This is a genomic window from Pseudomonas sp. LBUM1643 (assembly GCF_059716215.1).
Genome location: NZ_CP166813.1, coordinates 1,882,678 through 1,903,938 on the forward strand (window position 1 = coordinate 1,882,678; position 21,261 = coordinate 1,903,938).

20 protein-coding genes are annotated in these 21,261 nt (G+C 60.1%); 12 read left to right on the plus strand and 8 right to left on the minus strand.

Annotated features, from left to right (window positions below; all coding sequences use genetic code 11):
• The first annotated feature begins 21 nt into the window (after positions 1-21).
• Positions 22-816 carry an SDR family NAD(P)-dependent oxidoreductase gene (locus tag ACA063_RS08475; RefSeq protein ID WP_497665482.1) on the plus strand — a complete coding sequence of 265 codons (795 nt, stop codon included), beginning with the start codon at positions 22-24 and terminating at the stop codon, positions 814-816.
• A 32-nt stretch (positions 817-848) separates the two neighbouring features.
• The gene (gene fabF, locus ACA063_RS08480; RefSeq protein ID WP_497665483.1) at positions 849-2,123 is read left to right on the plus strand and encodes a beta-ketoacyl-ACP synthase II; all 1,275 of its coding nucleotides are present in this window, start codon (positions 849-851) and stop codon (positions 2,121-2,123) included.
• Here the strand turns inward: fabF and ACA063_RS08485 are convergent.
• Complete coding sequence (locus ACA063_RS08485; protein WP_497665484.1) at positions 2,120-2,677, minus strand: TetR/AcrR family transcriptional regulator; 558 nt, start codon at positions 2,675-2,677, stop codon at positions 2,120-2,122. The two genes, fabF and ACA063_RS08485, sit on opposite strands and share 4 nt — an antisense overlap.
• Positions 2,678-2,877: 200 nt before the next feature.
• On the opposite strand from ACA063_RS08485, the gene ACA063_RS08490 reads away from it, so the two are divergent.
• Positions 2,878-3,729 (plus strand): urea carboxylase-associated family protein, encoded by an 852-nt coding sequence (locus tag ACA063_RS08490; protein ID WP_497665485.1) that lies wholly within the window; start codon positions 2,878-2,880, stop codon positions 3,727-3,729.
• 46 nt (positions 3,730-3,775) lie between these two features.
• Here the strand turns inward: ACA063_RS08490 and ACA063_RS08495 are convergent, their stop codons facing one another.
• The 5 genes from ACA063_RS08495 to rfbB form a co-directional block, all read right to left on the minus strand.
• Complete coding sequence (locus tag ACA063_RS08495; RefSeq protein WP_497665486.1) at positions 3,776-3,943, minus strand: DUF2897 family protein; 168 nt, start codon at positions 3,941-3,943, stop codon at positions 3,776-3,778.
• 252 nt (positions 3,944-4,195) lie between these two features.
• Complete coding sequence (gene eat / locus ACA063_RS08500) at positions 4,196-5,560, minus strand: ethanolamine permease (RefSeq protein WP_497665487.1); 1,365 nt, start codon at positions 5,558-5,560, stop codon at positions 4,196-4,198.
• 218 nt (positions 5,561-5,778) lie between these two features.
• Positions 5,779-6,651: a dTDP-4-dehydrorhamnose reductase gene (gene rfbD / locus ACA063_RS08505; RefSeq protein ID WP_497665488.1), complete on the minus strand. Its 873-nt coding sequence runs from the start codon at positions 6,649-6,651 to the stop codon at positions 5,779-5,781.
• The gene (gene rfbC, locus ACA063_RS08510) at positions 6,648-7,193 is read right to left on the minus strand and encodes a dTDP-4-dehydrorhamnose 3,5-epimerase (protein ID WP_497665489.1); all 546 of its coding nucleotides are present in this window, start codon (positions 7,191-7,193) and stop codon (positions 6,648-6,650) included. The genes rfbD and rfbC overlap by 4 nt, the downstream gene beginning before the upstream one ends.
• A 133-nt stretch (positions 7,194-7,326) precedes the next feature.
• Entirely contained in the window at positions 7,327-8,409 is a 1,083-nt protein-coding gene (gene rfbB, locus ACA063_RS08515; protein WP_497665490.1) for a dTDP-glucose 4,6-dehydratase, read from the minus strand.
• Positions 8,410-8,635: 226 nt separating this feature from the next.
• Here rfbB and kdpF point away from each other — a divergent pair, with 226 nt between their 5' ends.
• From kdpF to ACA063_RS08545, 6 genes are all read left to right on the plus strand, one after another.
• Positions 8,636-8,725: a K(+)-transporting ATPase subunit F gene (kdpF, locus tag ACA063_RS08520; RefSeq protein WP_007899818.1), complete on the plus strand. Its 90-nt coding sequence runs from the start codon at positions 8,636-8,638 to the stop codon at positions 8,723-8,725.
• Positions 8,726-8,733: 8 nt separating this feature from the next.
• Positions 8,734-10,428 carry a potassium-transporting ATPase subunit KdpA gene (gene kdpA, locus ACA063_RS08525; protein WP_497665491.1) on the plus strand — a complete coding sequence of 565 codons (1,695 nt, stop codon included), beginning with the start codon at positions 8,734-8,736 and terminating at the stop codon, positions 10,426-10,428.
• Between the two features lie 25 nt (positions 10,429-10,453).
• The gene (gene kdpB / locus ACA063_RS08530; protein ID WP_497665492.1) at positions 10,454-12,511 is read left to right on the plus strand and encodes a potassium-transporting ATPase subunit KdpB; all 2,058 of its coding nucleotides are present in this window, start codon (positions 10,454-10,456) and stop codon (positions 12,509-12,511) included.
• Between the two features lie 223 nt (positions 12,512-12,734).
• Positions 12,735-13,280, plus strand: coding sequence for a potassium-transporting ATPase subunit KdpC (gene kdpC, locus ACA063_RS08535; RefSeq protein ID WP_162436137.1), 546 nt, complete (start codon positions 12,735-12,737; stop codon positions 13,278-13,280).
• A gap of 174 nt (positions 13,281-13,454) precedes the next feature.
• Positions 13,455-16,106 carry a DUF4118 domain-containing protein gene (locus ACA063_RS08540; protein ID WP_497665493.1) on the plus strand — a complete coding sequence of 884 codons (2,652 nt, stop codon included), beginning with the start codon at positions 13,455-13,457 and terminating at the stop codon, positions 16,104-16,106.
• A 49-nt stretch (positions 16,107-16,155) separates the two neighbouring features.
• A complete protein-coding gene (locus ACA063_RS08545; RefSeq protein ID WP_497665494.1) occupies positions 16,156-16,854 on the plus strand; it encodes a response regulator in 699 nt (232 codons plus the stop codon).
• 472 nt (positions 16,855-17,326) lie between these two features.
• Here ACA063_RS08545 and ACA063_RS08550 read toward each other — a convergent pair whose 3' ends face one another.
• A complete protein-coding gene (locus ACA063_RS08550) occupies positions 17,327-18,373 on the minus strand; it encodes a patatin-like phospholipase family protein (protein ID WP_497665495.1) in 1,047 nt (348 codons plus the stop codon).
• Positions 18,374-18,595: 222 nt separating this feature from the next.
• Here ACA063_RS08550 and ACA063_RS08555 point away from each other — a divergent pair, with 222 nt between their 5' ends.
• The 3 genes from ACA063_RS08555 (at position 18,596) to ACA063_RS08565 (ending at position 20,759) form a co-directional block, all read left to right on the plus strand.
• A complete protein-coding gene (locus tag ACA063_RS08555; RefSeq protein ID WP_497665496.1) occupies positions 18,596-18,874 on the plus strand; it encodes a hypothetical protein in 279 nt (92 codons plus the stop codon).
• 45 nt (positions 18,875-18,919) lie between these two features.
• Positions 18,920-19,687, plus strand: coding sequence for a CHAD domain-containing protein (locus ACA063_RS08560; protein ID WP_497665497.1), 768 nt, complete (start codon positions 18,920-18,922; stop codon positions 19,685-19,687).
• 274 nt (positions 19,688-19,961) lie between these two features.
• Entirely contained in the window at positions 19,962-20,759 is a 798-nt protein-coding gene (locus tag ACA063_RS08565) for an acyl-CoA thioesterase (protein ID WP_497665498.1), read from the plus strand.
• On the opposite strand, the gene ACA063_RS08570 is transcribed toward ACA063_RS08565, so the two are convergent.
• Positions 20,760-21,125, minus strand: a complete 366-nt coding sequence (locus ACA063_RS08570; protein WP_497665499.1) for an Mpo1-like protein — start codon at positions 21,123-21,125, stop codon at positions 20,760-20,762.
• Between the last annotated feature and the right edge of the window lie 136 nt (positions 21,126-21,261).

The window sequence follows — 21,261 nt, forward strand, 5'->3', positions numbered from 1 at the left end:
CTCTCCCCAGGAGCACCCTTTATGAACTCTCCCAAAGCCCAAGGAACCGCTCTCGTCACCGGTGCATCCTCCGGCATCGGTGCGATATACGCCGAGCGCCTGGCCGCCCGTGGTTTTGACCTGCTCCTGGTCGCACGCGACCAAGAGCGCCTCGACGCAGCCGCAACCAGGCTGCGCACAGAGCACGGCATACAAGTCGAAGTGCTCAAGGCGGATCTGACGCGGAAGGACGACGTGTTAAAACTCGAACAGCGCCTGCGCAGCGATTCCAGTATCAGCCTCCTGCTAAACAATGCCGGCGTCGCGGCCGATGGTCTGCTGGCCAACTCCGACATGGACCAGCTTGAGCGTTTGATCCAGCTCAACATCACGGCAGTCACGCGCTTGGCCTCGGCGGCGGCGGCAAGTTTTTCCAAGGCGGGTCGTGGGACGATCATCAACATTGCTTCGGTCGTGGCATTGTTTCCCGAGCGCTTCAACGCGACTTACAGCGCCAGCAAGGCATATGTGTTAAGTCTGACCCAGTCGTTAAACGCCGAACTGGACGGCACTGGTGTCAAGGTCCAGGCCGTATTGCCAGGGGTGACGCGCACCGAAATCTGGGAGCGTTCCGGTATCGATGCGACGCAAATTCCTGCGGATATGGTGATGGAAGCAGGTGAAATGGTAGATGCGGCGTTGTCTGGTCTGGACCAAGGTGAGCTGATCACCATTCCGTCATTGCCGAACGCTGGCGATTGGGAAGCCTTTGTAGCGGCGCGTCATGTGATGGCGCCGAACCTGTCTAAAAGCAAGGCGGCCACGCGTTACAAGTGAGGCGCCATGAATCGGATCGAGGTGTGTGCGGTATGAGTGATCGTCGAATAGTTGTAACGGGTATGGGTCTGGTGTCGCCTTTGGGCAGCGATGTTCAAGCGGTCTGGGAGCGCCTTCTGGCCGGGCAATCCGGGTTGCGTATTTTGCCGGAGGAGGTGGTTGCGGATTTGCCCGCCAGGGTGGGCGGCGTGGTGCCGACGCTGGCTGAAGATGCCGAGGCGGGGTTTGATCCGGATCGGGCGACGCCTCCTAAAGAACAGAAGAAGATGGATCGCTTTATTCTGTTTGCGATGGAAGCGGCGCGTCAGGCGCTGGAGCAGTCGGGTTGGCAAGCGGTGGACGCCACCGCTCAGGAGCGCACTGCAACCATTATCGGTTCAGGCGTTGGCGGTTTCGGCGCTATTGCGGATGCGGTGCGCACCACCGACAGCCGTGGGCCTCGGCGTTTATCACCGTTCACTATTCCATCGTTCCTGGTCAATCTCGCTGCAGGTCATGTGTCGATTCAGCACGGGTTCAAGGGCCCTTTGGGTGCTCCGGTGACGGCTTGCGCGGCTGGGGTGCAGGCGATTGGTGACGCCGCGCGGTTGATTCGCAGCGGTGAGGCGGACATTGCAGTCTGTGGTGGTGCCGAAGCTGCAATCGATCGCGTTAGTCTTGCCGGATTTGCTGCTGCTCGCGCCTTGTCCAGTGGTTACAACGACACACCTGAGCGTGCGTCGCGGCCATTCGACAGTGGCCGCGATGGCTTTGTCATGGGGGAGGGCTCAGGCCTTCTGGTGATCGAGTCTTTGGAACATGCGTTGGCTCGTGGTGCTCAACCATTGGCAGAATTGGTCGGTTACGGCACCAGCGCTGATGCTTATCACCTGACCGCAGGCCCTGAAGACGGCAGTGGTGCAAGGCGGGCAATGTCGCTGGCGTTGGCACAAGCCGGCATATCGCCGGCGCAGGTGCAGCATCTCAATGCTCACGCGACGTCGACACCGGTCGGTGATCTGGGGGAGTTGGCGGCCATCAAGTCGTTGTTCGGTACCGACAATAAAATTGCGGTGACATCGACCAAATCCGCAACAGGGCATTTACTTGGCGCAGCGGGCGGGATCGAGGCAATCTTCACGTTGTTGGCGATTCGCGATCAAGTGGTTCCCGCGACGCTCAATTTTGAAAATCCTGACCCGGCAGCACAAGGCGTGGACATCGTTCATGGTAAGGCGCGCCCGATGGCCATCGAGTATGCCTTGTCCAACGGCTTCGGGTTTGGCGGGGTCAACGCCAGCGTGCTGTTCAAGCGCTGGCAGGGTTAATCCTGCGATCGCTTGAGGTGATTGCGAGTGACGTCGAGAATCCGCCGGGCCAGTTCGGGATTCTCGACGCTGCGTGACAGCAGCAGTGCGCCGACCAGCGTCGACATGATGACAATGCTGCGATCTTCGGCGTCGTCACCGTCCAGCGTTCCTTGCACCTGCTCCAACCTTGCATTGAGGATGGCATCGGAGGTTGCGCTGGGCTGTCCGCGCAGGCCCAGTTCCGATGACATGGTTGGGAGCGGGCAACCCTGATGCGGCGATGTCTGATGCCATTCGGAGAGATAGCGGTCGATGAAGGCTTCAAGCGGCCGTTCCTCGGCAAACAACATGGCGCAAACGCCTTCCACTTCTTCGCCCGCAGCTTGCAGCGCCTTTTCTACCAGTTCGTCCTTGGAGGCGAAGTGCGAGTAAAAGCCACCGTGAGTCAGGCCCAAAGCTTTCATCAAGGGTTGCAGGCCAGTGGCGCCAATCCCATCGCGGCGAAAGCGTGCAGCAGCTTCCTTGATGATACGTTGGTGGGTTTGGGCTTTGTGATCCTGCGAGTAACGCATCTGACATCTCCACGGCAATGCGTCAGTTTAACCAACGAAACATAGATGGTGACTGTACTTCTACTTCTAAAAAAGCACACAGATGCTTCGAATCGAATTCCGGATATTTAGTTGCTGGCACGAATAGTGATTACTCGTTTGCCGACTGACCACTGAGGCCGTCGAACTTGCGCGGCGTTCACTGACTGAGGATTCGTGCCATGTACAAATACTATCCAGCGGCCTATCAGGTCAGCAAAGGCTCTGCGTTGCAGGTTGATACTGCCTTTTACGACCGGATTCGCGAGGCGAAGGACGGGCGCACGCTGGTCGAACAGTTCGAGGTACCCATTCGCACCGGCCGCGCCTGGAATGTGCCGGCCGGACATGTGTTTCGTGTGACCACACCCGTCGGGCCACAAGTCGGGGACTTCAACGTATGGAACGCCAATGATCCTCGGGAACGCTTGTGGGCAGCACGTACCCGGCAACTGCAGGGCGCTCATGTCAGCACTCATGACCGGCTCTGGTCGAACCTGCCTTTTTTACGGCCATTGGTGACCATTACGGATGACAGTCTGGCCGGTTACGGCATCGACGAACATGGTGGACGCCTGCACGATTTACTCGGTACTCGCTGCGACCCGTATGTGAACAAAATGCTCACGGGTGAGGACTTTAATCATCACTGTCATTCGAACCTGACTCGCGCTGTGCTGCCCCATGGCCTGACAGAGTTCGATGTGCATGACGTGCTGAATATTTTTCAGTGCACCGGTCTCAATCATGACGATATGTACTTCATGAAGGCGTGTCCGGCGCAGAGGGGCGATTACCTGGAGTTCTTTGCCGAGATCGATCTGCTGTGCGCACTTTCGACCTGTCCGGGCGGCGATTTGTCATTGGCCATGTGGGGGCCGGATGCACAGGATCCGCTGAGCGTGTGTCGTCCGCTGGGCGTCGAGATTTATCGGTTGGAAGATGCGTTGCTGGAAGGCTGGAGCCAGCCGGAGCGTGCGGCGTACAACGGGATGCATGGCTTGCAGATGGCTAAAGCCGATTGGGAAAAGTAGAAACGCAATGTGGCGAGAGAGCCGAGTCCCTCGCCACATTTACACTTCAGCGGTCTTTCGCTTCCTTGGCATCCATTTCCGCATTGCGTTCGGCGACGCGTTTCCGTTGCTCTTCGGTTAGATCGACCTTGGTGGCGGTGTCGCGCAACATCATCAAACCACCAACGATCGAGCCGATTGCAACGACCAGAATCAACCAGGCATACCAGGGCATAGGGCTCTCCTTGAGGGGCAGGCCGGTGGGCGGATTTCGCCAACCGATCGTGCATACCACTTTGAGCGATTTATTTTCGCAGTGGTTCCATTCTATGCCTGATACGACTTACGCATACCCCTGTGGGAGCTGCCGCAGGCTGCGATCTTTTGATCTTGGCATGATCACTCTCACTGAAGATCAAAAGATCGCAGTCTGCGGCAGCTCCTACAGGGGTTGCACTACCAGCCTTGCGGCGAGTTGGACCGGTTGTTACAAACCGGTCAACATCGCATCCGCCGGCGCATCGGCACGCAGTTGCGCCGTCAGCATGAAGTACACAAATCCCACCGCCATGAACCCCAGGAAGATCAACCCGATCAGCGTGTTGAACCATGCCATCGCCACCAGGCACACCACCGCCAGCAGCAGCGCAATGAACGGCACCAGGGGATAGCATGGCGCGCGGAACGTCCGCTCGAGATTCGGTTCTGTTTTACGCAGTTTGAACAGGCTGAGCATGCTCATGATGTACATCACGATGGCGCCGAACACCGCCATGGTGATCATCGCCGCCGTCAGGGTCATTCCGCCGAGGTTGATCAATCCGTCACTGTAAATCGCGGCGATTCCGATCACGCCGCCAGCAATGATTGCCCGGTGCGGGGTCTGGAAACGGGAGAGTTTGGCCAGGGATTTAGGCAGATAACCGGCCCGGGCCAACGCGAAGAATTGCCGTGAGTAACCCAGGATGATCCCGTGGAAACTCGCTACCAGGCCGAACAAGCCGATCCAGACCAGCATGTGCAACCAGCCGGAGCTTTCGCCAACCACGGTTTTCATGGCTTGCGGCAGCGGATCGTTGATGTTCGACAAAGTGCGCCAGTCGCCAACGCCTCCCGCAAAGAACATCACCCCCATCGCCAGTACCACCAGGGTCAGGATGCCGCTGATGTAAGCTTTTGGAATCGTGCGTTTTGGGTCCTTGGCTTCTTCAGCCGCCATGGCCGCGCCTTCGATGGCCAGGAAGAACCAGATGGCGAAAGGGATCGCTGCGAACATCCCGGCAATCGCCGGCGCTCCGAACACATCAGACCCCGCCCAGCCGTTGAGAGCAAAGTTGCTGAAGCTGAACGCCGGCGCGACCACGCCCATGAACACCAGCAATTCCGCGACCGCAAGTACACAGACCACCAGTTCAAAGGTAGCGGCCAGTTTCACCCCGAGAATATTCAGCCCCATGAACACGATGTACGCCCCCACGGCAGCGTGTTTCGGATCGAGAGCGGGGAACTGCACGTTCAGGTAAGCGCCGATTGCCAATGCAATCGCCGGCGGGGCGAAAACGAATTCGATCAGTGTCGCCAGCCCGGCAATCAAACCACCTTTTTCGCCAAAAGCACGACGGCTGTAGGCAAAGGGACCACCGGCATGGGGTATCGCGGTGGTCAGCTCGGTAAAACTGAAGATGAAGCAGGTGTACATCGTGGCGATCATGAAGGATGTCACCAGAAAACCGAGTGTACCGGCCACGCCCCAGCCATAACTCCAACCGAAATACTCACCGGAAATCACCAGCCCGACCGCAATGCCCCAGAGGTGCAGCGTGCCGAGCGTGGGTTTGAGTTGTGTGTTCATGCGCTTGCTCCCTGAACGGTTTGGAAAGCTCGGGGAGGGCGCGTGCAGTGGGCGTGCCAGTGTGGGTTTGTACGTCGTAAAGCGCCGAAAGGCGTCGTATCGAGGATGTTCGACACTGGATGTGGGCTGGATGTGGGCGAATGCATGCGCCAGTTGGGAGCGTGCATGTCTGCGATGCCGTCTTCGCGAGCATGCACGCCACAGGTGACCAGCGTGTCCTAAATGATTTGCTCAGCCAGACACTCGCGCAGCGCAACTGACCATTCAGGCTGACTCACACCCCATTCCCGTTGCAGACGCGTGCAGTCCAGTCTCGAATTTAGCGGGCGGACCGCCGGCGTCGGATACTCACTGGAAGGGATAGGCAGTAGCTTCGCGCAAGACGCTCCCTGTTCGCGTAACGCATCGCCGATGGCCTGGGCGAACCCGAACCACGATGTTTCACCCTGGGCGGTCAAGTGGTAAGTACCCCAAGCGCCTGCATCGCCGGACTGCCAGCGCTCAATCAGCGCGAGGGTGCTGTTGGCGATGGTGCCGGCCCAGGTAGGCGCGCCAACCTGATCGGCCACAACGCGCAATTCCGGCTTTTCCTGTATCAAGCGTTGCATGGTCAGCAGGAAATTGCGCCCGTGTGCCGAATACACCCAACTGGTGCGCAGAATCAGGTGTTGCCCACGCTTCTCTGTGATTGCCCGCTCGCCTGCCAGCTTGCTTTTACCGTAGACGCCGAGGGGATTGGGGGCATCTTCCTCCGTGTAGGGAGTACCCTTCCTGCCATCGAACACGTAATCGGTCGAGTAATGAATTAGCGGGACGCCGAGCGCCAACGCCTCCTCGGCGAGGATCCCTGGTGCGACACCGTTGATGGCATACGCAACTTCTGGCTCGCTTTCCGCCAGGTCCACCGCCGTGTGGGCCGCCGCGTTGATGATCAGGTCGGGACGCACCCGTTGAACCTGGTGCCGAATCTGATCCGGTTGTGCCAGATCCAGCTGATCTCGTCCCAATACGACCAACTCACCCACTGCTCCAACGCGCTGCTGCAATTTCCGGGAGACCTGACCGTACTGGCCAATGATGAGTATTCTCATGGGAACACGTCAGCCTCTAGAAAGAGGTGGCCATTTTGATCCTTGGACGACAGCTGAGGGGCTTCGTCCAGCTGCCAATCGATTGCAAGGGTTGGATCGTCCCAACGAATGCAGCGTTCGGCGGAGGGCGTGTAATAGTCCGTGGTCTTGTAGAGAAACTCGGCAAATTCGCTCACTACCAAAAACCCATGGGCAAAACCTTCAGGTACCCAGAGTTGCCGATGGTTTTCGGCGGACAAACGCACGGCCTCCCATTGACCGAAGCTCGGCGAGCTGCGACGTATATCCACCACGACATCGAGCACTTCACCGGCAGTCACACGCACCAGTTTTCCCTGCGTGTTTTGCAGTTGGTAGTGCAAGCCTCGCAGCACTCCCTTCTGGGAGCGGGAGTGGTTGTCTTGAACGAACCGGGTGTTCAAACCGGTCGCTTTATGAAACGCCTGGGCGTTGTAGCTTTCGTAGAAAAACCCGCGTTCGTCACCGAACACTTTCGGTTCGATGATTAATACACCGGGCAGTGTGGTTTCAATTACATTCATTGTTCTTTCCCTGCGAACATGGAGGGGGGCTGGCTGTAGCCCGTTTTGCCGAAGTAACCGGAGTTCGAGCAGAAACTCACGACTGATCCGAATCGGGCGTCGGCGGACCCGCCAGCCAGAACGATTCCTACCATCATGCCAGTAGCTCCCGAGGACTGATGGCGCCGAGGCGTTCACCCTGATAGCTGCCATCTTGAACGCGGCGGCACCATTCCAGATTGTCCAGATACCACTGAACGGTCTTGCGCAGACCGGTTTCGAATGTCTCTTCAGGCACCCAGACTAACTCGCGTTCGATTTTGCTGGCGTCGATTGCGTAACGCTGGTCGTGCCCCGGGCGATCCCGGACGAACGTAATCAAGTCTGCGTACTGCGCAACACCTTCAGGTTTATGCGGCGCCAGTTCTTCGAGCAGGGCGCAAATGCCACGCACCACGTCAATGTTCTTTTGTTCGTTATGCCCACCGATGTTGTAGGTCTGACCGACTGTGCCTTCGGTTACGACCTTCAAAAGTGCGCGTGCGTGATCCTCGACAAACAACCAGTCTCGTACCTGCAGACCGTTGCCATACACCGGGAGTGGTTTGCCGGCCAGGGCGTTCAGGATCACCAGCGGAATCAGTTTTTCCGGAAAGTGGAACGGTCCGTAGTTGTTAGAGCAGTTGGTCAGCAATACCGGCAGCCCGTAGGTCCGCTGCCAGGCGCGGACCAGATGATCGGAGGCTGCCTTGCTGGCAGAGTAGGGGGAGCTGGGGGCGTAGGGTGTCGTTTCCGTGAAAAGGTCATCGACGCCATGCAGGTCGCCATAGACTTCGTCGGTAGAGATGTGATGGAAGCGGAACGCGCTTTTTTCAGGTTCCGCGAGGGACTGCCAGTAAGCGCGGGTAGCTTCCAGCAGGCTGTACGTGCCGACGATGTTGGTCTGGATGAAATCCGAAGGACCGTCGATGGAGCGGTCGACATGAGACTCCGCCGCCAGGTGCATGATTGCGTGAGGCTGGAAGCGCAAAAGTATTGCACTCACGGTCGCCTGATCAACGATATCGGCCTGAACGAATTCGTAGCGCGTGTCTGTAGCAATGCTGCTCAGCGATTCGAGGTTGCCGGCATAGGTCAGCTTGTCCAGGTTGAGCACTTCATGTCCGGTGTGCCGAATAAGCTCGCGAATCAGTGCCGAGCCAATGAAACCGGCGCCGCCGGTGATGAGGATACGCATGTAAGCCAGCCTTTTTCCTGTAAATCGAAGACGCGAATGCGCATAGCTTGTCGGCAGGAGCGAGGTGGCGCAAGCGTGCAGTGGGGCGCAGCTGTGTAACACCCCCATAAACCCACTCTTTACACCTTCTTTACGCCCCGCCACACCCCTCGATCTCGCACCTTTACACCCTCCCTCCCGACAATACCTCCACACGCGGCAATACGCCGTAACACGGAGAATTTCCATGAGCGTTCTGGACGGAGTGTCGCTGCTGCTGGCAGTGGGACTGTTCATTTATCTGTTGGTTGCGCTTTTGCGCGCGGACCGGAACTAGGAGCGGCTATGCACAGTTATGACTATTGGCTGATCCTCGCCTTCTTCGCCATCGTGCTGATACCGGCGCCGTTTCTGGGGCGTTTCTACTACAAGGTGATGGAAGGGCAGCGTACCTGGCTGACTCCGATTCTCGGTCCGGTGGAGCGCGGCTGTTATCGCGTGGCGGGCGTTGATCCGCAGGTCGAGCAGAGCTGGCAGAAGTACACCCTGGCCTTGCTCGCCTTCAACCTCGCAGGTTTCTTGCTGTTGTTTGCGATTCTGTTGTTCCAGGATTACCTGCCACTCAACCCTCAGAACCTGCCGGGCCAGGAGTGGACGCAAGCGTTCAATACCGCCGTCAGCTTCATGACCAACACCAACTGGCAGTCGTACAGCGGTGAAGCCACGCTCAGCTACCTGAGCCAGATGGTCGGCCTCACCGTGCAGAACTTCGTCAGCGCCGCCACCGGTCTCGCTGTGCTGGTTGCGTTGTGTCGCGGTATCGGTCGCAAGTCGGCTCAAACCCTGGGCAACTTCTGGGTCGACATGACCCGCGCCACCCTCTACGGCCTGCTCCCGCTGTGCCTGCTGCTGGCGCTGTTTCTGGTCTGGCAGGGCGTGCCGCAAACCTTCGCTCACTACGTGAATGCCGTGACGATGCAAGGTGTCGACCAAGTGATTCCGCTCGGTCCGGCTGCGAGCCAGATTGCGATCAAGCAACTGGGTACCAATGGCGGTGGCTTCTTCGGGGTCAACTCGGCGCACCCGTTCGAGAACCCGACGGCGTGGAGCAACCTGTTCGAGGTGTCGTCGATCATCCTGATTCCGGTCGCGCTGGTGTTCACCTTCGGTCATTACGTGAAGGACCTGCGTCAGAGCCGCGCGATTATCGCCTGCATGCTGGCGCTGTTCCTGATCGGTGGCGCCACGTCGTTGTGGGCGGAGTACCAACCCAATCCAACCCTGAACAACGTCGCCGTCGAACAGACTGCGCCGCTGGAAGGCAAGGAAGCACGCTTTGGTACAACCGCTACGGTGCTGTGGTCGGTGACCACGACGGCGGCATCCAACGGCTCGGTCAATGGCATGCACGACAGCCTCAACCCGCTGAGCGGCATGGTTGCGATGGTCAACATGATGGTCGGCGAAGTGATCTTCGGCGGCGTTGGCGCCGGGCTCTACGGCATGTTGCTCAACGTACTGATCGCGGTGTTTCTCGCCGGCCTGATGATCGGTCGCACGCCGGAATACCTCGGCAAGAAACTGGCGGCCCGGGAAGTCCAGTTACTGGTGGTGACCTTGCTGGTAATGCCGGTGGGTGTGCTGGTGCTTGGCGCTATCGCGGCGAGTCTGCCGGGTCCGGTCGCTGCGGTGAGTAACCCTGGCGCTCACGGATTCAGCCAGTTGCTTTACGCCTACACCTCGGCCAGTGCCAACAACGGCTCTGCATTTGGCGGTTTTGGAGCTAACACCGCGTTCCACAACCTGATGCTTGGCCTGGGCATGTTGATCGGTCGTTTCGGCTACATCCTTCCGGTGCTGGCGTTGGCTGGCAGCCTGGCGATGAAGAAATCCGCCCCGATCGGCCAGAACAGCTTTCCGACCCATGGCCCGCTGTTCGTGACCTTGCTGACGGTGACCATTTTGCTGGTGGGCGGCCTGACGTTCCTGCCAACCCTGGCGCTGGGCCCGATTGCCGAACACTTGAGCATGGGCTTCTGAGCCTGGTTTTTTTAAGGAGCTGATGATGAATATGCCCGCAATCAAACCGGCCGCCGCCAAGGCACCGGAACAACCGAAAACCGCGATCTCGGCCCTCTGGCGCCCGGCGCTGGTGCAAGCTTTCGTCAAGCTCGACCCACGCCAGCTGCAGCGTGCGCCAGTGATGCTGGTCGTCGAACTGACCGCGATCCTGACCACCTTTCTGTGCTTCATTCCAGATGCGGCGGTGCCCACTTTCGTCGCGGCGCAAATCGCCTTGTGGCTGTGGTTTACCGTGCTGTTCGCCAACTTCGCAGAAGCCTTGGCTGAAGGACGCGGCAAGGCCCGCGCCGACAGCCTGAAAGCCGGCAGCGAAGGTTTGAGCGCTCGACGCAAGACCGCCAATGGCACCTTCCAGGTCGTGCCCGCCACCAGCCTGCGCAAGGACGACGTGGTACGCGTCGAAGCGGGGGAAATGATCCCCGGCGACGGTGAAGTCATCGAAGGCATTGCGGCGGTCAACGAAGCGGCGATTACCGGTGAATCCGCACCTGTGATTCGAGAGTCCGGCGGCGACCGTTCGGCGGTGACCGGCAACACTCGTCTGGTTTCGGACTGGCTGCTGGTGCGGATCACCGCCAACCCCGGTGAGTCGACTCTGGACCGCATGATCGCCTTGGTCGAAGGCGCCAAACGCCAGAAAACCCCGAACGAAGTAGCGCTCGACATCCTGTTGATCGGCCTGACGCTGATCTTCCTGCTGGTGGTCGTCACCCTGCAACCGTTCGCCCACTTCGCCAATGGCAGCCTGCCGCTGGTGTTCCTGGTGGCGTTATTGGTCACGCTGATTCCGACGACCATTGGCGGTCTGTTGTCCGCCATCGGGATCGCCGGCATGGACCGACTGGTGCGCCTGAACGTGATCGCCAAGTCCGGTCGTGCCGTGGAAGCGGCGGGGGACGTACACGTTTTGCTGCTGGACAAGACGGGCACCATCACCTTCGGCAACCGTCGCTGCACCGCTGTGTATGCGGCGCCAGGGGTGAGCAGCAAGGAACTGGCGGAGGGTGCGTTGTTCGCCTCCCTGGCGGACGACACGGCGGAAGGCAAGTCCATCGTCGAGTACCTGCGCGGCCTTCACCCACAACCAGAGCCATCCGCTGAAACCCTGACGGCGGTGCCCTTCAGCGCCGAGACTCGCCTGTCCGGTGTCGACTATCAGGGCCGCGTGTATCGCAAAGGTGCAGTGGATTCGTTGCTGGCATTCGTCGGCCTGAAACGCGCTGATCTTGCACCGGCGCTGTCCCGGGAAATCGACAAGATTGCCCAGAGTGGCGGCACACCGTTGCTGGTCTGCGCCGACGGTAAATTGCTCGGTGCAATTCACCTCAAGGACGTGGTCAAGCCCGGTATCCGTGAGCGTTTTGCCGAGTTGCGCAAACTGGGAATTCGCACGGTCATGGTCACCGGCGACAACCCGTTGACCGCTGCGGCGATTGCGGCAGAGGCGGGCGTCGATGACGTACTGGCCGAGGCCACACCTGAGAAAAAACTGGCGCGCATTCGTCACGAGCAAAACGACGGCCGACTGGTCGCCATGTGCGGCGACGGCGCCAACGATGCACCGGCGCTGGCCCAGGCGGACGTCGGCATGGCGATGAACGACGGGACACAAGCGGCTCGCGAGGCGGCGAACATGGTCGACCTCGACAGCGACCCGACCAAGCTGCTGGACGTGGTGCAAATCGGCAAGGAGCTGCTGGTGACGCGCGGTGCGCTGACAACGTTTTCCATCGCCAACGACGTGGCCAAATACTTCGCGATCTTGCCGGCGTTGTTCGCTTCGATCTACCCGCAACTGGGCGTGTTGAACGTCATGCACCTGACCAGCCCGCAGAGCGCGATTCTGTCGGCGATTGTGTTCAACGCCTTGATCATTGTGGTGCTGATACCGCTGGCGTTGCGCGGCGTGCGGGTGCAAGCGGCGAGTGCGGCGGCGCTGTTGCGACGCAACCTGTTGATCTATGGCTTGGGCGGATTACTGGTGCCGTTCGTGGGGATCAAGGCGATTGACATGTTGCTGACGGCATTGCATCTGGTTTGACCGTGACTGGCCGGTGCGGTGGTGTTTTTGTGGCGAGGGAGCTTGTCGAATCGTCGCACCGTCCCGCTGGGCTGCGAAGCAGCCCCTATCCCAGTCCACCGCATCTGTTCAGGCTCACCGCGCTTGCCGTTTTGACGACTGCTTCGCAGTCGAGCGGGAGCAAGCTCCCTCGCCACAGGATGTGTGTCCCTGATAAATGCTTTTAAATTTCGAGGATTTTGAAATGTCCACAATGATACGTCCGGCCCTGAGCCTGTTGGTCCTCATGACCCTGATCACAGGCGTCGCCTACCCACTGGTTGTCACCGGCGTGGCCCAGGTCGCTTTCCCCGACCAGGCCAACGGCAGCCTCGTACGCGACGAGGCCGGCAAGGTCCGGGGCTCTTCGCTGATCGCTCAGGATTTCACCGGTGACAGCTGGTTCCATCCACGTCCATCCGCGGGTGCCTTTGCCACAATTTCGAGCAGCGCCAGCAACCTCTCGCCAAGCAATCCGGCCCTGGCCACTCGGGTGATCGACGACGCCAGCAAGCTGCTGGTGCCGGGGCAGGGACCGGTGCCTTTGGCGCTGCTCACTACTTCTGGCAGCGGCCTCGACCCGCACTTGCCACCGGCAGCGATTAGCTATCAACTGGCGCGTGTTGCGGCGGCGCGGAATCTGCCGGTGTCTACGCTTGAGCAATTGATGAATGCAAACATCGAGCAGCCCCTGGTAGGACCGCCGGTGGTGAATGTGTTGGCGCTGAACATGGCGCTCGAGAACCTGTAGATCGTGGTGCCGTCATCGCGAGCAGGCTCGCTCCTACATTGGATCTGTGGCGGACAAAGGATCCTCTGTCACATAGGATTCATGTGCACTGAAGATCCCATGTGGGAGCGAGCCTGCTCGCGATGACGGCTGGACAATCACCACATCCTTACCTGAAAAAAGAGAAATGAAAGCATGAGCGACTCCGGCCGAGCCGACGCACTGTTAGCCGATTTACCCCGCGATGGCCGTGGCCGGCTCAAAGTATTCCTCGGCGCCGCACCCGGTGTCGGCAAGACCTACGCCATGCTGCAAGCGGCGCATACCCAGTTGCGCCAGGGCGTGAAAGTCATCGCGGGCGTGGTTGAAACTCACGGTCGCGCCGAGACCGAAGCGCTGCTCGGTGGCCTGCCTCAACAGCCGTTGGTGCGCTCGGAGTACCGGGGCGTCATGCTCGAGGAAATGGACCTCGACGGTTTGCTCGCGGCCAAGCCGAAACTGGTGCTGGTTGACGAACTGGCCCACAGCAACGCCCCCGGCAGTCGCCACGCGAAACGCTGGCAGGACATTCAGGAACTGCTCGCTGCCGGCATCGACGTGTTCACCACGGTCAACGTCCAGCACTTGGAAAGCCTCAACGATCAAGTGCGTGGTATCACCGGCGTGCAGGTTCGCGAAACGTTGCCGGACTGGGTGCTGCAGGAAGCCTACGAGCTGCTGCTGATCGATCTGCCGCCCCGCGAGTTGCTGGAGCGTCTGCGCGACGGCAAGGTCTACGTGCCGGAACAGGCCCGCGCCGCCATCGATGCCTTCTTCACCCAGACCAACCTCACCGCCCTGCGTGAACTGGCCATGCAAACCGCTGCCGCCCAGGTCGACGACGATCTGGCCCAGGGATATCGCCAGCTTGGCCAGGCAGCGCCTGCCGTGCGCGGGCGTTTGCTGGTGGGTGTCGACGGTGATCAACAGGCCGAGCGCCTGGTGCGTCACGCCAGCCGGGTCGCCCAGCGGCGGCATCTGCCGTGGAGCCTGGTGCATGTGGACAACGGCAGCGTGCGCGACGAGCAGTCACGCCTGCGCCTGCAAAGTGCCCAGCAACTGGCCGAACGCCTGGGCGGAGAGGTGGTGCTGCTACGGGCTGGAGAAGTCGCGAAAACCCTGATCCAGCATGCTGCCGAGCGCCGCGCCAGCCTGGTGCTGGTCGGTCAATCCCGGCAACGTTTGCGTCGACGTTTGTTCGGCGGCGGTCTGGCTTCACGCTTGTTGCGCGATGCCCGTGGATTGGAAATCAATGTCCTCGACAGCGATCACGAACTGCACGCGCCACGCCAGCGATCGCCACAGACGCTGGTGTGGTTTGATTACGCATTGGCGCTGGTGGCGACGTTGCTCGCCAGTGCGCTGGCCTGGGGCGTGGCAAGCGTGTTGCCGCTGCCGAACATCTCGCTGGTGTTCCTCGCGGCGGTGTTGCTGGTGGCGGTGCGCAGCAGCCTCGGCCCGGCGCTGGCTTGCGCGGCCATGTCGTTTCTGACCTATGACTTCCTGTTCATCCCGCCCAATTTTTCCTTCAGCATCCAGCGCGAAGAAGACGTGCTGACCTTGCTGTTCTTTCTGCTGATGGCCGCGCTCACGGGCAATCTCGCGGCGCGCCAACGGCGACAGCTGCAGGCGCTGCGCGACACGCAGGAAGAGACCAGCGAATTGCTCGACCTGTCGCGCAAATTGACGGCCGCAACCGATCGCCAGGCAGTGGTCAGCGCGGCGGCGCAGCACCTCAATGGCTGGAGCGATGTTCAACTCTGCCTGCTCAATCAGGACGGGCAGGGCGGCTGGAAGGTCGAAACCGGTGGCCCGTTGACCTTCTCCGAGGCCGAACGCGCGGCGGCTGATTGGGCCTGGCAGCACGATCAACCGGCAGGCGCGGGCACCGGCACGCTGCCATTTGGGCGCTGGTGGTGGTGGCCGCTGTCGGTGGAAGACGGTCCGCTGGCGTTGCTCGGCGTCTGCGCCAAAGAAGGTCAGACCTTGAGCGGCCAGCGTCGGCGTTTGCTCACTGCATTGAGCCAGCCCCTGGCTCAGGCGCTGGCCCGGGCGCAACTGGCTGAGGACCTGGAAGCCGCACGCCTGCACGGCGAAACCGAGCAACTGCGCAGCGCCTTGCTGGCCTCGGTGTCCCATGATTTGCGCACGCCGCTGACGTCCATGCGCGGCAGCATCGACAGCCTGTTGGCGCTGGGTGAAGCCATCCCGCTGGAGGATCGTCGCGAACTCCTCGAAGGCACGCGCGATGAAGCCGAGCGTCTGGATCGCTACATTCAGAACCTGCTCGACATGACCCGTCTCGGCCACGGCGCGCTGAAGCTGGCGCGGGATTGGGTGTCGCCGGCGGACATTGTCGGCAGTTCGCTGAACCGCCTGCGCGCCGTTCTGGCGCCGTTGCAGGTGAGCACCGAAGTGCCGGCGCAGCTGCCTCTGTTGTTCGTCCACGCCGCGCTGATCGAACAGGCGCTGGTCAATGTGCTGGAAAATGCCGCGCGTTTTTCACCGGCTCACGGGCGACTGTTGCTGCGTGCCGGTGCCGACGACAGTGAATTGTTTTTCTCGGTCAGCGATGAAGGGCCCGGTATTCCGGAAGAAGAGCGAGCGAAGATTTTCGACATGTTCTACACCGCCGCACGCGGTGATCGGGGCGGGCAGGGGACCGGTCTGGGATTGGCGATTTGTCAGGGGATGGTCGGTGCCCACGGTGGGCGCATCAGTGTCGCCGACGGGATAGAAGGGCGCGGCACCTGCATCACCCTGCACTTGCCTCTGCAAGAACAGCCTTCATTTGAAGCTGAGCGCTGAAGATGAAGCCTGATACCCTTTGCACATTCCCCTGCTGCGATCAGAAACCATGAACCAGACCGCGACCATTTTGGTCATCGACGACGAACCGCAGATCCGCAAATTCCTGCGTATCAGTCTCGTGTCCCAAGGCTACAAAGTGCTGGAAGCCGGTACCGGTACTGAAGGGTTGGCGCAGGCTGCATTGAACAAACCGGACTTGCTGGTGCTCGACCTTGGCCTGCCGGACATGGACGGTCAGCAGGTGCTGCGCGAGTTTCGCGAGTGGTCGGCGGTGCCGGTGCTGGTGCTGTCGGTACGCGCCAGCGAAGGGCAGAAAGTCGAAGCGCTGGACGGCGGTGCGAATGATTACGTGACCAAGCCCTTTGGCATCCAGGAGTTTTTGGCGCGGGTGCGTGCGTTGCTGCGTCAGGCGCCGGCGGGTGAAGCACAGCAAGCGGCACTGACCTTCGGGCCGTTGACCGTGGACCTGGCGTATCGCCGGGTGTTGCTCGATGGCGTCGAAGTCGCCCTTACCCGCAAGGAATACGCGGTGCTCGCACAGCTGGCACGGCATCCAGGGCGGGTCATTACCCAGCAGCAATTGTTGAAGGATATCTGGGGGCCGACGCATACCGAAGACAGTCACTATTTGCGCATTGTCGTCGGGCATTTGCGGCAGAAGCTGGCGGATGATCCGACACAGCCAAGGTTCATCCTGACCGAGGCAGGGGTTGGGTACCGACTGTTGAGTGAAGATAGCCTTTAGATTTTGCAATGAATGATCCGGCCCCATCGCCAGCAGGCTGGCTCCCACAGTGAATCTTCAGTGCTCAAAAATTCCCTGTGGGAGCCAGCCTGCTGGCGATGAGGCCCAGTCATTCACCGAGGATCTTCAGTGCTCAAAAAATTTCCTGTAGGAGCCAGCCTGCTGGCGATGAGGCCCTGACATTCACCGAGGATCTTCAGTGCTCAAAAATCCCCTGTAGGAGCCAGCCTGCTGGCGATGAGGCCCTGACATTCACCGAGGATCTTCAGTGCTCAAAAATCCCCTGTGGGAGCCAGCCTGCTGGCGATGAGGCCCAGTCATTCACCGAGGATCTTCAGTGCTCAAAAATCCCCTGTGGGAGCCAGCCTGCTGGCGATGAGGCCCTGACATTCACCGAGGATCTTCAGGGCTCAAAAATTCCCTGTGGGAGCCAGCCTGCTGGCGATGAGGCCCTGACATTCACCGAGGATCTTCAAGAATCCCGCGACTGCTCAGCCTCATACCGATCCATCGTATCCCGAGCAATCTCCCGTCCCAGGGCGATCAATTCCGGCGCCTTGTAGAACTCGAAAAAACGGCACACCCGCTTCGGCACGTTGATCAGGATATCCGGCGGATAGCCGGCAATCTTGTACTGCGCCAGCGACGTCTGCATCACTTCGAAACTCTGGTTGATCAAATCCAGCAGGGAAGCCGGCCCCACGTTATCGATGATGAAAGAACCGGTAGCCGACTTCGGCGCGCCCGTGGATTCCGGTGCCGCAGCCGGTTGCTGCGCTTCCGGCTCGGCGGACTCGATCCACGGATTGATGTCCGCCCCTTCCGCTTTCAGCGCTTCCTGTTCCAGCGCGAGCAATTGCTCCGCCTGCTTACGGCGGAACGGCAGCTTGGAACCCAGGGAATTGATCAAACTGTCGAAGCGACTTTTGAACGCTGCCGGCCGCTGGATCACGGGCAGTTTATAGTGACCCTGGTTGGTGGAGTTGAGGTTGACCGCAATGATCAGATCACAATGGCTCGACACCACCGGTACGATCGGTAAAGGGTTGAGAATGCCGCCGTCCACCAGCATGCGATTGCCCTGCATGACCGGCGTGAACAGGCTGGGGATCGCCGCTGACGCCCGCATCGCCTGATGCAGGCAGCCTTCCTGGAACCAGATTTCCTGCTGATTCGTCAGGTCGGTGGCCACGGCCGTGTACGGAATGCGCAGGTCTTCAATATTGATCTCGCCGACGATCTTGCGGATCTGCCCGAACACCTTCTCGCCACGAATTGCTCCCAGGCGGAAACTGACGTCCACCAGCCGCAAGACGTCGAGGTAATCCAGGCTCTCGATCCAGTCGCGGTAATCGTTGAGTTTGCCCGCTGCGTAGATCCCGCCAACCACTGCTCCCATGGAGCAACCGGCGATGCACGCGATGTCATAACCCCGTCGTTCGATCTCTTCGATGACACCGATATGGGCATAGCCCCGGGCGCCACCTGAGCCCAGTACCAGTGCGACACGCTTTTTCATGAATCGCCCTCGTCTGACAAGGTTCAACAATGCACCCAACGGGGGGCAGGCTACAATCGCCAAGGTCGCTCGAGAGGGTGAAGACGTCGTTTTTTCGACACCCCATGGCGCCAGATAAGTATCCTCGCCAGCGCTGCAGTTTCAGCAGTGGGGCCAAGGCACTTTTCCCGCGCCAGACCGTCTTACCTGCACGACTGTTTACCTATCTTTGAGGTGTGAGTAATGAAAGCCTGGATCTGTGTGCCCCTGATTGCCCTTGCGCTCGCCGGATGTGCCGGCAAAACCGCATACCGCGAAAGCTGCGGTAGCGGTATCGATGCGGCGTGGCATGAGCTGGACCTGGCCAAGGCCGAGGGTTTCGCCGGTACGGTCAGTTACTCCAAGGCGCTGTCCCTGCTGACGGGCGCCAAGACTCAGCAGCAGTTCGAGGCGTACGAAGGCTGCACCAAAAAGGCCGAGAAAGCGCGCTTCTACATTCGTGAGTCACGCGCCGGGCGTTAAGGCATGACGTGATGATCGGGGGCCATTCGATTCAGGGAGAAAGCGATGTCTGCATTGGTTGATCGGTTAGTGGCTCAGGTACTGGGCATTGAAATCCGTCTGATGGCCTGTCAGGCGCGCTTGAATGCCCGAACGGATCCGGAAGCGTTGCATGACCTGCGCACCACGGTGCGCCGTTTGCGCAGTTTATTGCGACCGCTGCGCGGATTGCCGGGTGTCGAGCAGCTGGAAGTGCCGGCGTCGGGGGTTGGCGACCTGACCACACCGCTACGTGATCGGGAAGTGCTGGCGGCCTATCTGCTTGAGCATGATCAACCGGAAGCGGCGCAGCGGCGCATGGCGCAGATGGCCGAAGCCTATCCCGCCGTGGCTGCGAGTCCCGAGCTTGCGCAGCTGCTGATGATCATCGATGCGTTTTCGCGCTTTCTTCGGGCCTCCCAACGTCAGGGTTTGCTCAAGGGATTGCGCACACGCGTTGAAAAACGCCTGGCCAAACAGTGGAAGAAGCTCGATGAAGCGCTGCACGATCCGGCCCATGACCGTCATCGGTTGCGCTTGCTGATCAAGCGCGTGCGCTATGGCATCGAATCCTATCCCGAGCTGGATCGCCTGCCGAAAGCGGCGATGCCGCGCCTGAAATCGGCTCAAGGAGCGTTGGGCGATTGGCACGATTGCTGGCAATGGCTGGCCCGTGCCGAAGAGGAAGCGGATCTGCAACCGTGCGTTGCGACCTGGCACAAAACCATGGCCGAGGCTGAACGTCGCGCAGACCGGGTGCTCGACAAACTCAGCGCTGCCTGCTTCAAATCCTGAAACCACACGGTTTCTTGTAGGAGCATGGGCTGCGTTCGAACGATCTTATACACGCGGTCCCTGTAGGAGCTGCCGAAGGCTGCGATCTTTTGATCTTCGACGTATTGGATGGCGCACAAGATCAAAAGATCGCAGCCTTCGGCAGCTCCTACAGTTGGTCTGCGCTCGAGCTGCATCTAAGGCTCATCTGTCAGTGCTTTTGGCCGGTATAAGCGCTGTATCGCCATCTCTGGCTGGTTAACATTCCTCCATTCTTTTCTGCTCCGAGGTCTTCATGCGTTTTTCCGATCTGCTCGACGCCGTCCGCAGCCAGCCGCTGGAGCTGTCTATTCCGGCTGAATGGGCTCAAGGGCGCGCCAGTTTCGGTGGCCTTGTCGCCGCGCTGCAATATGAAGCCATGCGCGCCAAGGTGCCGGCCGATCGCCCGGTACGATCGCTGGCAATCACCTTTGTCGGGCCGGTCGAGCCAGACGTGCCGGTCAGTTTTGAAGTGGATGTCTTGCGCGAAGGCAAGGCTGTCAGTCAGGTGCTGGGCCGGGCCATGCAGAAGGGGCAGGTCGTGACGCTGATCCAGGGCAGCTTCGGTGCGTCGCGCCCGTCGGAAGTGTCGGTACTCGCCGAACCTGCTCCGGAAATGAAGCACTGGGACAACTGCCAGGAGTTACCGTATATCAAGGGGATCACCCCGGAATTCATGCGCCATCTGGCGATGCGCTGGAGCGTCGGTGGCCTGCCGTTCACCGGCAACACATCGCGCGAAATGGGCGGTTGGGTACGGTTGCGCGGGGACGTGAAAGAAGAGCCTGTCAGCGAGTCGCACATCCTGGCGCTGGTCGATGCCTGGCCGCCGGCATTGTTGCCGCACCTGAAAAAACCGGCGATGGGCAGCACGCTGACCTGGACCATCGAATTCGTCCAGCCGATCCTTGAACTGAGCACGCTGGACTGGTGCAAGTACCTCGTTGACATCGAATACGCCGCCGACGGCTACGGTCATGCGGCCGCGAAACTGTGGAGCGCGGAAGGTCAGTTGATCGCAATGAGCCGGCAGACCGTGACGATTTTCGCCTGATCAATGGCGGCGGTGGCGCTCACGCCAGGCGCGCCACCAGCCGCCACTGAGGAAAAACCTCGGGAAGGTCACGAACTGCTCGACAAACAGACGCGACAGCGCATCTTTGCGATCACTGAAAGGTTCAGCGGCTTGCTCTTCGAGCTTGTGGCCATGGCGCTGAAGGGCCAGCGCTGCCAGCAGGCCGATGACGCCAATGGCGATGTTCACCAGGCTCAAGCCGAAGACCCCGGAAACAATCAGCAGAAACGCCACGATAAACAGCGGCACGGCAATCAGGTGCAGCACCAGATTGGTCGGGTGCTGATGATTGTTCGGGTACGCACGCCATTGCCAGGCAGGAAGGTTGGGATGACGTTTACCCATGATGTTTCTCCTCAATCCGTGTTGAACACATGATTGAAGGATAGGCCCGCCGGAGAGGGGCGGCGAATCGAGGTTGGCTATCGATGTGATAGCTATCATGGGCAGGGTAGATTCTGATCGCGCCCGTCAACACAAA

Coding starts and splice junctions, on each gene's coding strand:
- ACA063_RS08475 (WP_497665482.1), top strand. CDS start 22: ATGAACTCTCCCAAAGCCCAAGGAACCGCTCTCGTCACCGGTGCATCC.
- fabF (WP_497665483.1), top strand. CDS start 849: ATGAGTGATCGTCGAATAGTTGTAACGGGTATGGGTCTGGTGTCGCCT.
- ACA063_RS08485 (WP_497665484.1), bottom strand. CDS start 2,677: ATGCGTTACTCGCAGGATCACAAAGCCCAAACCCACCAACGTATCATC.
- ACA063_RS08490 (WP_497665485.1), top strand. CDS start 2,878: ATGTACAAATACTATCCAGCGGCCTATCAGGTCAGCAAAGGCTCTGCG.
- ACA063_RS08495 (WP_497665486.1), bottom strand. CDS start 3,943: ATGCCCTGGTATGCCTGGTTGATTCTGGTCGTTGCAATCGGCTCGATC.
- eat (WP_497665487.1), bottom strand. CDS start 5,560: ATGAACACACAACTCAAACCCACGCTCGGCACGCTGCACCTCTGGGGC.
- rfbD (WP_497665488.1), bottom strand. CDS start 6,651: ATGAGAATACTCATCATTGGCCAGTACGGTCAGGTCTCCCGGAAATTG.
- rfbC (WP_497665489.1), bottom strand. CDS start 7,193: ATGAATGTAATTGAAACCACACTGCCCGGTGTATTAATCATCGAACCG.
- rfbB (WP_497665490.1), bottom strand. CDS start 8,409: ATGCGTATCCTCATCACCGGCGGCGCCGGTTTCATTGGCTCGGCACTG.
- kdpF (WP_007899818.1), top strand. CDS start 8,636: ATGAGCGTTCTGGACGGAGTGTCGCTGCTGCTGGCAGTGGGACTGTTC.
- kdpA (WP_497665491.1), top strand. CDS start 8,734: ATGCACAGTTATGACTATTGGCTGATCCTCGCCTTCTTCGCCATCGTG.
- kdpB (WP_497665492.1), top strand. CDS start 10,454: ATGAATATGCCCGCAATCAAACCGGCCGCCGCCAAGGCACCGGAACAA.
- kdpC (WP_162436137.1), top strand. CDS start 12,735: ATGTCCACAATGATACGTCCGGCCCTGAGCCTGTTGGTCCTCATGACC.
- ACA063_RS08540 (WP_497665493.1), top strand. CDS start 13,455: ATGAGCGACTCCGGCCGAGCCGACGCACTGTTAGCCGATTTACCCCGC.
- ACA063_RS08545 (WP_497665494.1), top strand. CDS start 16,156: ATGAACCAGACCGCGACCATTTTGGTCATCGACGACGAACCGCAGATC.
- ACA063_RS08550 (WP_497665495.1), bottom strand. CDS start 18,373: ATGAAAAAGCGTGTCGCACTGGTACTGGGCTCAGGTGGCGCCCGGGGC.
- ACA063_RS08555 (WP_497665496.1), top strand. CDS start 18,596: ATGAAAGCCTGGATCTGTGTGCCCCTGATTGCCCTTGCGCTCGCCGGA.
- ACA063_RS08560 (WP_497665497.1), top strand. CDS start 18,920: ATGTCTGCATTGGTTGATCGGTTAGTGGCTCAGGTACTGGGCATTGAA.
- ACA063_RS08565 (WP_497665498.1), top strand. CDS start 19,962: ATGCGTTTTTCCGATCTGCTCGACGCCGTCCGCAGCCAGCCGCTGGAG.
- ACA063_RS08570 (WP_497665499.1), bottom strand. CDS start 21,125: ATGGGTAAACGTCATCCCAACCTTCCTGCCTGGCAATGGCGTGCGTAC.